Below are 13,862 nucleotides of genomic sequence, written 5' to 3'. Positions count from 1 at the left end.
GATAAGAACAAGTCATGGACAATAGCCGTAATGATTTAGTACCGCACCCACACTTTTTAGAAATCCTTTTTGCTTTTAAAAATAAAGTCTCCACTGTATTTAGGGATGTATTAGGAATACATGAAATTCACCATATCGCTTTAACACGTATCAGTGGAAACAATCAGATAATTACGTTTTCCTCGACTCCAGCAATGGAATTTAATTTATTCAGTAGTCCACTGTGGCGTTATGACCAATCCTATAATCCCTTATGGTTTACTCTATGCAGCCAAGCCTATTGGCAAACTTTATATGACCAAGACAGGTACGATGAGCTTTATTACCTCAAGCAAATCAAACACGCTTTTCCAATAGGTTTATCTCTTGCAGCAAAAATAGATCAACATTATGTGGTTTACTCTCTGGCAAGCCGCAAATCATGTGCACATACACACGAATTATTCTCTAATAAACGAGAAGACTTTTATAAAATAGGACAATATTGTTCCAATATATTAAACCCTCTATTTAATCATTGTGACAGGTTAGCTTCTCACGTGTCCTCGAAACAAGGTGAATATGAAACATCAGAATAAAGCGATACTAGGCGGGCTTATGGGAAATATCGTAGAAGCCTATGATATGTCCATTTGTTATTTTTTGTCTTCTGAATTATCTCAAGTCCTTTTGGGTGTGAATAAAGACAAACCTACCGTCATGTTATCTCTCATTTTTATCGCCTATTTAGCAAAACCAATTGGTGCTTTCATCTTAGGTTTACTTTCAGACTTGTACGGCCGCAAAAATGTTCTTATGGCATCAATTGTTATCATGGGAGTATCCACTTCTTTAATTGGAGTCATTCCTGGATATGACCGCATAGGTTTACTTGCTGCAGCTTTTTTACTCACTTTAAGAATTATCCAAAGCATGGCTTTAGGCTCTGAATTTCTAAACTCCTCTTCATTACTTGTGGAAAGTGGTGATGAAAAAAAAAGGGGCTTTAGAGGGTGCTGGTCTTCAGTCGGGGTAAAAGCAGGTTATTTAATCGCATGCATCATAGTCGAGGGAGTTCGTTATTATTCCAATCGTCACCCGGAGTATGTCAATCTTTGGCGCATTCCGTTCTTATTTGCCTTGATAACGACTGGTATTGGATTTTATATCCGAGCCAAAATGCCTGAAAGTCTGGCTTATATTATTTATTATTCTAATAGGGAAAAACCATCAACTTTAGATATTTACAGACAATCATTACATTTTGTCAAAAAACATCCCTTTATGTTTCATTTTGCATTTTTCTCTAGTTTTTTATCAGTTACCACAGGTTTCTTTTTTTATCTCTATATCCCGCTACATGCCATTCAATATGCTCATATTTCTCGCTCACTGATTATGGCTTCCAATACATTGTCTTTATTATTTGTTACCTTACTTATCCCCCTATTTGGTTGGCTTTCAGACAAACAAGATAGACTTAAAATGCTAACTTTTGCCAGTAGTGGCTTGTTGATTCTGGCTTATCCATTTATGCATGTGATTAATTATGGTAATGCAACTTATTTTATTTTAATGCAATTAGCGATCTCTATTCCTTGTGCTTGCTATTACAGTGTCGCTACAGTCTTATTAACAGAATTGTTTCCCTTACAAATCCGCTGTACCGCTTTGTCCATAGTCTATTCTACAGCAGCAAGTCTTGCAGCGGGACTTCCTCCGTTAGTTTCAGATTATTTAGCAAGAACAACGCAAATGCCAAGCTCTCCAAGTATCATTATTATCCTTTTAGCAACCATAGTATTGATTAATATTAAATTTCTAACCAAACTCTATAGGGAAAAGGAGAATCAATATACTATTTCCTCGTTAGAATTTGAGAGACCCGTTTTTACTGTACAGTATCAAAAACCAACCAGTATTTAGCGAACCGTTCAGGTAATGGAGTCAACTTAAGCTTTTATACGTACTTCCATCTGGGCTACGCATTCTTAATTTGACACCATTAAGCGTTTTATGTGTCGTTCGTAATAACTCAGCCGCTAATGCTTACTCGAACGGTCAGATTTGAGTGCCGGTTGTGAGAAATTTTTTCTAATCAAGCACCGCATACATCCGTGTCGACTTTGCCCCTATCCGAATTGCCGACGAAAGTCGGCATCCATAAAATGTTTAAACAACCTCAGTGTCATCAGGTTGAGGAAGAAATAAGGTAAGCATAAATTAAAAATTAGCTTTAATTTCGGCAATCTTTTCTAGATTCTCAGATATCATTTCACCAAATTTTTGCATTTCTTCACTTTGCAAAAATTGATTCGTAATTGCTTTATCTTGGGAAGAAACTAAATTAACTAAGCTCTCTATACCCGCAATTGCAGCATTAATTTCTTCAGAAATAACAGATAGTTTCTGAACAGACTCATCACGACTTTCCTCTGCAAATAAAAAAGGACGCTCCAATTTTGCTTCTATCTCAGCACGTAAGCCTTTTAATTTTTGATCCAACCTGATAATATTTTCTCGTAAACTGCGATCCATATTATCGAGTAATGAGTACGACTGATTTTCAGTATTCATATCCATCAACTAACTCCACTGCCATTGAAGGCTTCTTATATAGTACCTATTATTTAAATTCTAGCCAAAGAACAGTATTTCGTCATTTGTTTTAAAAGTGTTATCATTGTTTTTTTTAACAGCAATGAACCTTATGTTACTCCATTCTCTTTTTATTATGGGCATTTGTGTCGAAGCTATAACAGGAGCTTTGGCTGCCGGCCGCAAAAAAATGGATTTTTTTGGCGTAATGCTCATCGCATGTATTACAGCTTTAGGCGGCGGTGCCGTAAGGGATGTCTTATTCGACACATATCCGCTTACTTGGGTCGCTCATCCTGAGTATTTATTATATACCTCCTTATGCGCCTTTTTAACTATATTTATCGCTCATTCTTTAGTAAGGATTATGAAAATATTTTTAATCCTTGATGCCCTGGGATTGTCTACATTTGTCATTATTGGCACTCAAAAAGTTCTCTCTCATGGTATGTCGGCTAGTGTAGCGATAATTAGTGGAATGATTACGGGTATTTGTGGTGGCATGTTACGTGATATCTTGTGTAACGACATCCCTTTGGTATTAAGAAAAGAATTATATGCAGTCATTGCTCTAGCAGGCGCCCTCCTTTTCATTATCCTCACCTTTTTCAACGTTCCCAAAAATATTAACGTTATCATCACATTAATTAGTATTTTTACAGCAAGATTATTTGCTATTTTCTTCCATATAGAAATACCTATATTTGACTATTCAGAAAGCATAAAAAAACGCAAAACCAAATAGCCAATTGAGAATTGACAGCTCCTGCCAATGCAAGAGCTGCTTCATCATTTATGCTTCTTTAGCTTCAATAATACTAATTTCTTCAACAGGGACATCACCATGCCCCATCCGTTGGCCCGTTTTCACCTTGGCAATCGCATCAACGATGTCCATGCCCTCTATTACTTCACCAAAGACACAATATCCAAAGCCTTGAAGAGTATCGTTACTATAATTAAGAAAACCATTATCAGCAACATTAATGAAAAATTGAGCGGTCGCTGAATGAGGATCCATGGTCCTCGCCATCGCTATGGTACCGCGCTTGTTAGATTTCCCTTGTTTTGCTTCATTGCGGATGGAGGCTTGTGTTGTTTTTTGTTCCATATTAGCAGTTAACCCGCCCCCTTGAATCATAAAACCATCAATCACTCGATGAAAAATCGTATCATTATAAAAACCGCTGCGAACATAATTTAGAAAGTTTTCAGCTGTTACTGGCGTGTTTTCTTCATCTAATTTTATGTGAATATCACCTTTAGATGTACTAATTATAACCATCATTTCTCCTATTATCTTTTGAGGTTCGGCCATCATTTTGACCATTATGGATTACTGGATGTAATGCTTTGGCCCCTATAAACGCATGCTAATGTCTATACTACATGCGGTACTCAACTCATCTCGTTTACCCAAGTTAGTGGCAAATTGACCCATATTAATTTGTTAAGAACTCATTATTAAGTCGCGCATTTTAGCACAAACATCATGCAATACGTGGACGTTATGGATGCTTGCAAGAGCAGTAAATAAATTCGCTTTTTGTTTCGATAAATGATGCAAACAAGCTCGTGAATAATTAAGACAAGTATAACAACGGCAAGTCTTCATCACGGGAGATAGATCATTGGCAAAACACGATTTTTTTATTTGAATTCGCTCATTGTCATACTCGCTGGCAAAACGCAACCAGCTCCCATCAGTAACAAGCTCTCCACAGTACAAAGCCCCATGTCGCGCGTTGCGAGTCGGAGCAACACAATCAAACATATCAATTCCTTCAGCCACTACGTCTAAAAGATCTTGAGGAGACATTCCAACGCCCATAGTATAGCGTGGCTTATATTCGGGTAAATAATCTCTAACCCAACGGATCACCTCTACTGTAGTGTCCATGTCAAATCCTATAGTCTCACCACCTATAGCAATACCGTCGGTATCCATAGAAGAGACAAAATCAGCACTTTCTCGACGCAAGTCTTCAAAAACGCCGCCTTGTACTATCCCAAATAGTGCCTGAGGATAGTCGTAGCGGGAATTAGGATGTTGTTGATGATAGGCTACGGATTGCTTCAACCATCGATGCGTTCTGGTCATAATCAACCTGACCTCATCTTTGGTACAACTATCAGGAGTACATTGATCAAAGGCCATAATGATATCAGCGCCAATGATTTTCTGTGTCTCAAGCGACATTTCAGGAGTCATATGAATCAAACGTTGATTGCCAGGTAATTTAAAATGAGCACCTTCCTCATCTATGGTACAAATCTCTTTATTCTTAGACAAACTAAATACTTGAAACCCACCACTATCAGTTAGCATAGGGCCATGCCATCCCATAAAATGATGCATACCCCCTGCCTTTTCAATAACAGACATCCCTGGCGCACATAACATATGGTAGGTGTTACCGCCTAAAATGATCTGACTCCCAGCAGCTTGAAGTTCCGTTGGCGTCATATTATTCACCCCTGCTCGAGTACCAACAGGCATGAAGACTGGAGTAATAAATTCACCATGGGAAGTTGTGACACGAGTTACACGGGCGTTAGTACCTGAATGCCTATAAAGCACTTCGCAAGAAAAGGATTTCATTAATAGAAAAACAACTCAAAAAAAGGCCCATGATAACTAAATCGCATTGAGATTGCCAGAGCTAGAGTTCGGTTCAAAAAGTTTCACAGGGAACTCTATACCTTACTGATTATACCGATTTCCCCACGAAAATGAGCCTTACTTAGCATAATTAACTTGGAAAAAATCGTTTGAAAACATTGCGCTAATTACTAAAGAATCAATCTTAACTCCCTTGTCCTTAAGGAAACCATAATCATTTTAAGGTATTATGATGAATATATTTAAATCGAACTGTGTAAATGGAATCAATATGACCCCTTTATTCCCAAACGACAATACATCTATAACGTTAAACCAAGGCAAAGCTGGAGATTGTTACCTTTTAGCAGCTTTAGATTGTGTTTTTAATTTAGGGAGTGAAGGGCGTGACTTGATAAAATCCCTATTTACCGAAACTAAAGATGGCGTCACTGTACGAATTAAACGAACCAATCAAAGTGCCTTTCTTAAGCCCGAAAAGATGGAAGGAAAATACGGCTATTTTCATGATACCAATACAGATGAAGATGTTTTTACAATCAGCACGGTTAGATTACAAGAAATTGATAAGACAACGGTTGGCGTACAGTCGAATTCACTCGCAGTAAAAATTTTAGAACGCCTTAGTTCTTATTATTATGTAGCAGATTGGAATAATGATGTAATGTTGGCCAGCGTTTTTGCTCATAATACCAAGCTAAGGCATAGTGATACATCCACGGCGTTTGTTGGAAAATTATTAGGGATTGATGCTTATGATACTAAAGATATTGATCAAATTATCAAGCTAAAAGCTATTAATCCGCAATTACCTGTTTATATAAGCATGTCCTATGGTGAACGAGATATCTTCGGTCAATATCATGGTCGTCATGCCTTAAGAATAGAAAGCATAACCCCTAACCCTCCCTCGAGTTATACATTTGTTTTAAGAAATCCATGGAATAACCAAATAACAGAGTCTTATACTTTAGAAGATATAAAAAAACGCAATTATCGATTTTGCACCTACAGTACCAATAAGCATCAGTACGAACTAACTCGCATCTTACTCCAATGCTCGGAAGATATAGGGAGATATGTATTTGCTAATACGGCGTTGTTGGCTCTTTTTACGACAATGCAAGAAAAGGGACTATTATTAAACTCCAAAAATATTGAATTGTGCATTAATTTGCATAAAAGAACCCCTTACCTGCATGCACTTTTTAATATCGTACCTATCACGGATCAAAAAACCATAATGCGTTGTATGTTAGACGCTGGCGGTAATAAAGAACAATTTATTGTGAGGGTAATAACCCAAGTTCCTCACATTGAATTAATCCAACTCTTATTACAAGAGGAAAATGCTAAAGAAGATATGAAGTCAATTCTTGCATTTGTAGAAGAAATAAGGATAGCAAAAGACCATAATGATCATCCACTACACCCAATCGCTACGAGCCAAGATTTTTCCCTGTTAGTTATCAATGCGGCAATCACTCATAAGGCAAGAGAATTTAAAGGAGCAAATAATAGGGCTGAAGCGGAGCAATTCGTAACAGCAGGCCTGCTTAACTATTTCTTTAATGTTCCTAATCCAACAATCCTGCCGACTCGGCATGTCGGATTACAAATGTTAGTGAAGAAGCAAGTAGTCACAGAGGATACCGTCAAAGTATTTTTAAAGCCCGAATCATTTCTAGCTTTTGCAATAGCCAAAGTAATAGACACCTATCCTATTTTACCCTCCGCACAGGAATATATTGAAAAAAATCATGAAGCCTTAGTAGATGAAGCACTTCTGGATAAAGTCATTGCCACAACCACTGTCCCCAATTCTCGCCACTTTTTTGAAGGTCTAAAAAAACTAAGTGAACGAAATCCTGAGCTGACAAACACATTATTTACTATTGCGACTAAAAAACACCTTTTTGGAATGTCGTTCCAACAATTAAAGAGACAGATTGAGTTAGAAGAAACGACAGAGTTTAAAACATGGTTTTTATCGATGCAAAAGTCAGAGCAAGCTCCATCAGAACAGGAATTATTACTGCAAAACCAAGTAGTCCAACATTATGTAGAAAAAATAAACTCTTTTAAAATAAGGCCTAATAATGGAACAAGCGTTGAGAATATCGAATTACAACGCGCTACGCTCATCACCGAGATAGAATTAATTGCTCAAAATAAAACCGACTTAAATAAAGCATTGCAAATCTTAGGTATCACTGAACAACATCCTCTTATTATTCAGGAGATCAAAAGAAAAACTGATTTAATTAATCAAGAGGCAGAACAACGATGCTTAGTTATTACAAAAGCCCAAGAAACAATAAGAACTGTGGTGCAACAAATTGACCTATCTCCTGTCTCGTTTATTAATATAACCTCCGCTGAACAGGTGACAATACGTCGTGATGAATTGCTCATTCAAATGAAACGACTAACAACAAATAGTGAGTTAAGCCAAGCGCTACAAACCTTGGGTGGTTTAAGCCAACACCATTTAATTGCTCAAGCTCTTCTAAAAAAGCAACAATTAATCCAAGAGGGTGCAGACAAGCAGCTACGTATTCTTGAAGAAAATCACGAGCAAAAACAGGCTCACCAAATTATCTCAGGTTGCCTGCAGCAAATCCATTCACTCGAAGTCTCGTTCCGTGAAGCCACTACCGCTGAAGCTATAGAACTACACCGTAAAAACCTCAGGGAGCAACTTGTTCAAATCAAAGAGCAATCAAGCTTAGTTCAAGCACTCAGTACCGTAGGCATAGACCAATCTCTTCAGATTACTACAGCCTATGAGACAAAAATAAAAGAGATACAAGAAGCTGCGGAGCAAAAACGCCTTACTTTAGAAAAACACCAAAAGGCAAAACATCTGATCACCCGCTATGAACAACAAACTAACTCACTCCAAATATCATTCATTGATATAACTACAGCTAAAGCGGTGGATGCTCATCGTAAAAAACTTATTGAGCAACTAACTAAAGAACAACAAGATTTCATTCAAACACTAAATCATTTGGGCATAATAGACCGAGAGTCTCGCGTTGATAAAGCACTGCAAAGCAAAATAAAACTCATACATCAAGCGGCTGAACAACAATTACACTCTCTAAAAACGCAAGCAGAATTGGTGATTGAAAAATACAGGCAACAAATCAATTTATTCCCAATAACATTTGCCCATGTAGGCTCTGCTGAAGCAGTAGAGATACATTGCAAAAAACTTATTGCAGAAGTAGAACAACTAACAACAAATAGCGAGTTAAACCAAGCACTACAGACCTTAGGTAGTTTAAACCAACACCATTTAATTGCTCAAGCTCTTCTAAAAAAGCAACAATTAATCCAAGAGGCTGCAGACAAGCAGCTACGTATTCTTGAAGAAAACCACGAGCAAAAACAAGCTCACCAGGTTATCTCAGGTTGCCTGCAGCAAATCCATTCACTCGAAGTCTCGTTCCGTGAAGCCACTACCGCTGAAGCTATAGAACTACACCGTAAAAAACTCACGGAGCAGCTTGTTCGAATCAAAGAGCAACCAAACTTAGTTCAAGCACTCCATACCGTAGGCAGCATAGACCACTCAGTTCAGATTACTACAGCCTGTGAAACAAAAATGAAAGAAATACACGAGGCAGCCGCACAGCAATTACATACTCTAAAAGAGCAAGCAGAATTGGTGGTTGAAAAATACATACGGCAAATCAATTTACTCCCAATAACATTTGCCCATGTAAGCTCTGCTGAAGCAGTAAAGATGCATTGCGCAAAACTTATTGCTCAAACAGAGCAACTAACAACAAATAGCGAATTGAGACTAGCGCTACAGACCTTGGATGGTAGCTTCCAGCACAATTATCTGCTCACTCAAGCCCTTCTAAGAAAGAAAAAGCTAATCGAAGACAACGGAGCTGAGCAACTCCTCATTCTTAAAGAGAATCAAGAGAAAGAGCAAGCGCATCAATTAATTGACAATTATCTACGACAAATCAATGCGTTTGACATTACATTTATTAATATCACTACTATTGAAGCAGTAAGAGTCCACGCTCAAGAACTCACGAATCAACTCCATCGGTTAACGACAGGTAAAGATGATCTAATCCAGGCAAGACATACCTTGGGCATACCAGATCAGCAGAACCAGATTACTATGGCTCTTGATGCAAAAATGCAAGAGATACATAAAGCAACCGAGCAACAACTACACACTCTGAATCAAAAACAAGAACATGCCAATCTTGTCATCACCTATTTCATACAGAAAATTAACTCTTTTGATGTAACATTTATTAATGCCCCTACAGTTAATGCAGTAGAAATTCAATATAAAAAACTGATCCATGAATTAGAGCAACTGACTACAGACAAAGATGATTTAGCGCAGGCACTGCGCACTTTAAGTATAGTGGGTCAACATCCTCAGATTACTAGCGCTCTTGAGGGTAAAAAGTGCCTAATAGAACAAGGGGCAGAACGACAACTCCTTAATTTAGAACAGGAAAGAGACCAACAATTAAAACAAGCGTTTGAGCAAGAAAAAAACGAAGCTCTGCGTATAATTATGAATCACGAGCAACAGATTAACTCGTTTGCAATATCATTTAGTAAAACCACTACTCGTGAAGCTGTAGAGACACACTCGCAGGAACTGATGAGGCAGCTTGACGACCTGATTAACAACAATGATGAGTTAACGCATGCATCACAAGCTTTAGCGCAAAAAGCCCAACATCCTAGAATTACCCGAGCGCTTGAAGACAAAAAGCAAAGACTCATTCTAGCAGCACAGCAACAACTATCGACTATTAGTCGAGACGAAGAAAAAGAGCAGGCTCGAGCCATAGTTGCTCAATGCAAGGAAAAAATAAACTCTTTTGAGGTAACCTTTAGTCATATAACCTCGTCAGCATCTGTAGAGCGACATTCTCAGGATCTTTTAAACCAACTTGAGCAATTAACCAGTGAAAATAGCGAATTAGGTCACGCTCTGCATGCCTTGGGTATAATAAATCAATCGGAAATTACTAAGGCTATTGAAAGCAAAAGGCAATCGATACATCAAGCAGCCAGAGCTCAGATCCAAAACCTCGATGACGCTGAAACGGTCATAGCAAACTATGTGAAGCAAATCACTTCATTCTCGTTTGATCTGAGTAACATCGCGAATCAAGAGCTCATTGACGCGCATAGCGGAAACCTTATTCGACAAGTTGAACACTTAATAAAAAATAAAGTGGACTTGATTCAAGCACAACAAACCTTAGGCATCAATGGAACGGCACCTAGCATCAAAATAGCGCTTGCTCATAAAATCCAAGCCATACGTTCTGCTGCCGAGCAACTAGTCGATGCCCAAGAGCTTGCGGAAAGAATAATACAACGCTATGAACAAGAAATTAGCAATTTCCCTATCACTTCCCTAGCGCAAGCAAAAACTATTCAGGAAATAGATAGGATCAGTAAAACGCTCACTTTCCAGCTTGAAAATAAAGTAATCAATAAAGATGATTTAGAAGAAGCACGAACTGTTCTCGGCCTAACAAGCTTACCTCCAGTTCTATCCTCTGTGCTGGCGAATAAAAGACAGATAATCAGAGAAGAAACTCAACGCACCAAAAATAAGATTGCCTCCCGAGAGGCGGCTGCAAAAATTATAGACGAAACTCGCTTTGCAGAACATTTATCAGTTATAGAAAATATGACGATTATAATGGAGCAACAAGCCGAAGAAAAAGAAAATTACCAAGATGCGGCAAAAGCTGCTCGTTCACTTTACACTAAGCTAAGTAGGGCTCAGAAAGAGTTTTTAAACTCTGATAAACCGCAACAGGTCAGTGTAGATAATTTTAAAACCACTTGTCTGCAGGCCATTGCAGATGAGTTACCTGTCTTAGCTAAGCATCGTGGCTGGAAACAAGTTTTGGCGGATATAGCAAGCATACTGATCTCAATAAGCACCCTAGGCTTGATTAATTTAGCAACAGGTCGATGGGGATTATTTAACACTCAAACAAACTCAGAAAAAATAACAAAAGAATTAGAGGTTGTCTGCCAAAGCATCAGTGTTGGTGCATGATACCTTGTTAAAGCACTCTATTCCCGGTTGCTTACAACAGGGAATAGAGTGCTAGCTATAGATTACGAATAAAGCGTTCGCGTACGAATAAATAGAAATAAACTCATAACGGCCATGAAAAGAAAATACAATGCCGACCAACCCGCCATAGAAACGCCAAACATGGACCAAACCACTTCAGCACAGTCACCGGCTCCCAAAAAAAGAGCTCGGGCCACATCAGTCCACGGAAAATAACGAATCAAAACATCCAGACCGGGCATACAGGCAGGGGCTTTTCCTGCAGGTAATGATTGCAGCCATAACTGTCGTGCTGCAAAATATAAGCCGGCACAAGAAATTAATATTTGTAATAAACAAACAAAATGAGCCTTTCTCAAGGTATTTAGGCTAAGTCCCAACACCCCCAATAATAGAAATACACAAAGTCGTTGCATAATGCATAAGGGACAGGGATGCAGCCCTAGATAATATTGAAAATATAAAGAAGCAAATAATACAAAAACGGTGGCGAATACCAAAAACAGTTGGATTCTTTTATAGGTAAGTTTATTCATGATTTAGGTAACATGTATTGTATTGCCGCCTTAAGATCCTGATCAGTACACTCAATACAGGTACCTTTAGCAGGCATAGCGTTTAATCCGTTAATAGAAGAAGCAACTAAATCCTGAATTGTTCTCCCAGCCAATCGAGGCTTCCAATCTTTTTCATCTTGCACTTTGGGCGCCCCAGCTAATCCATCACGATGGCAAACAATGCAATGCTTTTCATATACTTCCTTGCCAACTTCTTTTTTTACTTCTACAACCGCTTTATTGTCAACCTTCATTTGAGGTGAAATGTCATTTTCTGCTTGAACATGCACTTGTCCTATAGGTTGAATTCTCTGTTGTATTTCGTTTAACTCTGTATCGTCAATTGCATAGAGAGAAAAAGAAGAAAAAACTAAACATATCGCCATACTCAACCGCATACTCAAACATCTCCCCCTAAAACAATGTCAAAATCATACCGACAAGTAATGTTTTTTTCCAGTATGATTTTAATAGGCCTAGGCTATTCGTAATTAATTCTATAAAAATAAAACTATAGAGAGTACTTGCGCACATCCCTGTACAAAAAATAAAATCGAATGATCCTTTTTAGCTGAATTCGTTAAGAAGATTAAAAAACCCAAGAATAAATAAAAAACAGTTATGCTACACTGTATGCAATGGAAAAAAAGTTAGGTTATCAATGGTCATTCAAAATAATAACAACGCCAAGGATTCTCTATTTGAAAATCCCATTAGCACACTAAAAGTGGAGCATTATCCTAATTTTATCAATAAAGCGCTAGAGCAATATTTTGAAGAGCGAATAAAAAAGACTTGGCATGGAGAGCATATCCTTCAAGGAAAAACGCCCACGTCAGAATCGCTTGTTTTTTCAAGCAATGATTATTTAAACATCAGTAAACATCCCCTGTTGATTGAATCTCAGATAGCTGCAATGCAAGAATTTGGTAATGGTCAAATGCAGTCTGTCGTATTTTTAAATAATCACAGCGTGTTATTTGAGAAGTGCGAGCGTCAATTCAGCCAATTTCTCAAACTCCCATCCAGCGTTTTGACTCAATCAGGTTGGTGTGCCAATATGGGCTTGATTCAGTCTTTAGCTCAACCTCGAGTGCCAGTCTACTTAGATTTTTATACTCATATGTCTTTTTGGTCTGGCGTTAAGGCAGCAGGAGCCCAGGCCGTTCCATTTCAGCATAACTCATTAAATTCTCTGCAAAAAAAATTAGAACGCCATGGTTCAGGGATTATTGCTGTCGACTCAGTCTACAGCACTCTTGGTACAGTTAGCCCAATTCAAGAATATGTAGCGCTAGCTCAAGAATACAACTGCCTGCTCATAGTGGACGAGTCTCATTCGTTGGGAACTCATGGTCCTAATGGCAGTGGTTTAGTTGCACAATTAGGTCTATCAGAGCAAGTGGACATCATTACCGCCAGTTTAGCTAAAGCCTTTTCTGGCAGAGGTGGTCTTATTGCAGGAAAAAAAGAACTCGTAGAACTAGTTCGTTATTCCTCCTTACCCTCTATTTTCAGCTCAGCCATACAACCTCATGATTTGGCCGGATTTTCCTCTTCTCTGCATATTATTGCGAATGAGGAATGGCGGCGAAAACAATTGCATGATAATGCTAATTATTTGAGGAATACCCTATTAGATCAAGGATTTGATTTATGTAATAGCGCATCACAAATCATTCCAATAATGGCTGGTACGGAAGAAAATATTATTTGGTTAAGAGATAAATTGGAACAAGAAGACGTCTTTGGCGCGGTATTCTGCTCTCCTGCGACGCCTAAAAATAAAACGTTGATACGATTATCAATAAGCGCAAACCATACTCAAAGTGATCTAGATAGAGTAATTGATTGCTTAGCTCGCTTAGCAAAACAGTATCCAGAATATCTCTTTTTAAAAAAAGAGTAGGCGATTGTTACATCAATCGTTGATTCAAGCATATCAATGTAATCGTTAAGCCCTACCGTAAATCAAGCTCATAGCCCGACTTATTGCTTCATTAAGATT

Annotated in this window: 10 protein-coding genes; 5 read left to right on the top strand and 5 right to left on the bottom strand. The window is 38.2% G+C overall.

Annotated features, from left to right (window positions below; translation table 11 throughout):
* Positions 1-14 precede the first annotated feature (14 nt).
* Complete coding sequence (locus LFA_RS01505; protein ID WP_045094618.1) at positions 15-578, top strand: hypothetical protein; 564 nt, start codon at positions 15-17, stop codon at positions 576-578.
* Positions 562-1,905 carry an MFS transporter gene (locus LFA_RS01500; RefSeq protein ID WP_045094617.1) on the top strand — a complete coding sequence of 448 codons (1,344 nt, stop codon included), beginning with the start codon at positions 562-564 and terminating at the stop codon, positions 1,903-1,905. The genes LFA_RS01505 and LFA_RS01500 overlap by 17 nt, the downstream gene beginning before the upstream one ends.
* 297 nt (positions 1,906-2,202) lie before the next feature.
* Here LFA_RS01500 and LFA_RS01495 read toward each other — a convergent pair whose 3' ends face one another.
* Positions 2,203-2,562 (bottom strand): hypothetical protein, encoded by a 360-nt coding sequence (locus tag LFA_RS01495; protein ID WP_045094616.1) that lies wholly within the window; start codon positions 2,560-2,562, stop codon positions 2,203-2,205.
* A gap of 127 nt (positions 2,563-2,689) precedes the next feature.
* Here LFA_RS01495 and LFA_RS01490 point away from each other — a divergent pair, with 127 nt between their 5' ends.
* Positions 2,690-3,322, top strand: a complete 633-nt coding sequence (locus LFA_RS01490; RefSeq protein ID WP_045094615.1) for a trimeric intracellular cation channel family protein — start codon at positions 2,690-2,692, stop codon at positions 3,320-3,322.
* A gap of 48 nt (positions 3,323-3,370) precedes the next feature.
* On the opposite strand, the gene LFA_RS01485 is transcribed toward LFA_RS01490, so the two are convergent.
* Together LFA_RS01485 and tgt are read right to left on the bottom strand one after the other, a co-directional pair.
* The gene (locus LFA_RS01485) at positions 3,371-3,862 is read right to left on the bottom strand and encodes a peptidylprolyl isomerase (RefSeq protein ID WP_045097339.1); all 492 of its coding nucleotides are present in this window, start codon (positions 3,860-3,862) and stop codon (positions 3,371-3,373) included.
* Between the two features lie 165 nt (positions 3,863-4,027).
* On the bottom strand, positions 4,028-5,179 hold the full coding sequence (tgt, locus tag LFA_RS01480) for a tRNA guanosine(34) transglycosylase Tgt (RefSeq protein WP_045094614.1): 1,152 nt from the start codon (positions 5,177-5,179) through the stop codon (positions 4,028-4,030).
* Positions 5,180-5,471: 292 nt separating this feature from the next.
* Between tgt and LFA_RS01470 the strand changes: the two genes are divergently transcribed.
* Positions 5,472-11,276 (top strand): sbcc family protein, encoded by a 5,805-nt coding sequence (locus tag LFA_RS01470; protein ID WP_052673812.1) that lies wholly within the window; start codon positions 5,472-5,474, stop codon positions 11,274-11,276.
* A 62-nt stretch (positions 11,277-11,338) separates the two neighbouring features.
* Here the strand turns inward: LFA_RS01470 and LFA_RS01465 are convergent, their stop codons facing one another.
* Positions 11,339-11,833, bottom strand: coding sequence for a disulfide bond formation protein B (locus LFA_RS01465; RefSeq protein WP_045094612.1), 495 nt, complete (start codon positions 11,831-11,833; stop codon positions 11,339-11,341).
* Positions 11,830-12,252, bottom strand: a complete 423-nt coding sequence (locus LFA_RS01460; protein WP_045094611.1) for a c-type cytochrome — start codon at positions 12,250-12,252, stop codon at positions 11,830-11,832. The genes LFA_RS01465 and LFA_RS01460 overlap by 4 nt, the downstream gene beginning before the upstream one ends.
* 263 nt (positions 12,253-12,515) lie before the next feature.
* Between LFA_RS01460 and cqsA the strand changes: the two genes are divergently transcribed.
* A complete protein-coding gene (gene cqsA, locus LFA_RS01455) occupies positions 12,516-13,763 on the top strand; it encodes an alpha-hydroxyketone-type quorum-sensing autoinducer synthase (protein WP_065814353.1) in 1,248 nt (415 codons plus the stop codon).
* Positions 13,764-13,862 lie beyond the last annotated feature (99 nt).

This window comes from Legionella fallonii LLAP-10 (assembly GCF_000953135.1).
Classification (GTDB): Bacteria; Pseudomonadota; Gammaproteobacteria; order Legionellales; family Legionellaceae; genus Legionella; species Legionella fallonii.
This window is presented reverse-complemented; position numbering and strand designations above follow the sequence as displayed.

What these genes read in the sequence shown, in the direction of transcription:
- cqsA (WP_065814353.1), top strand. Translation starts at nt 12,516, where the DNA reads ATGGTCATTCAAAATAATAACAACGCCAAGGATTCTCTATTTGAAAAT.
- LFA_RS01505 (WP_045094618.1), top strand. Translation starts at nt 15, where the DNA reads ATGGACAATAGCCGTAATGATTTAGTACCGCACCCACACTTTTTAGAA.
- LFA_RS01460 (WP_045094611.1), bottom strand. Translation starts at nt 12,252, where the DNA reads ATGCGGTTGAGTATGGCGATATGTTTAGTTTTTTCTTCTTTTTCTCTC.
- LFA_RS01470 (WP_052673812.1), top strand. Translation starts at nt 5,472, where the DNA reads ATGACCCCTTTATTCCCAAACGACAATACATCTATAACGTTAAACCAA.
- LFA_RS01500 (WP_045094617.1), top strand. Translation starts at nt 562, where the DNA reads ATGAAACATCAGAATAAAGCGATACTAGGCGGGCTTATGGGAAATATC.
- LFA_RS01465 (WP_045094612.1), bottom strand. Translation starts at nt 11,833, where the DNA reads ATGAATAAACTTACCTATAAAAGAATCCAACTGTTTTTGGTATTCGCC.
- LFA_RS01490 (WP_045094615.1), top strand. Translation starts at nt 2,690, where the DNA reads ATGTTACTCCATTCTCTTTTTATTATGGGCATTTGTGTCGAAGCTATA.
- LFA_RS01495 (WP_045094616.1), bottom strand. Translation starts at nt 2,562, where the DNA reads ATGGATATGAATACTGAAAATCAGTCGTACTCATTACTCGATAATATG.
- LFA_RS01485 (WP_045097339.1), bottom strand. Translation starts at nt 3,862, where the DNA reads ATGGTTATAATTAGTACATCTAAAGGTGATATTCACATAAAATTAGAT.
- tgt (WP_045094614.1), bottom strand. Translation starts at nt 5,179, where the DNA reads ATGAAATCCTTTTCTTGCGAAGTGCTTTATAGGCATTCAGGTACTAAC.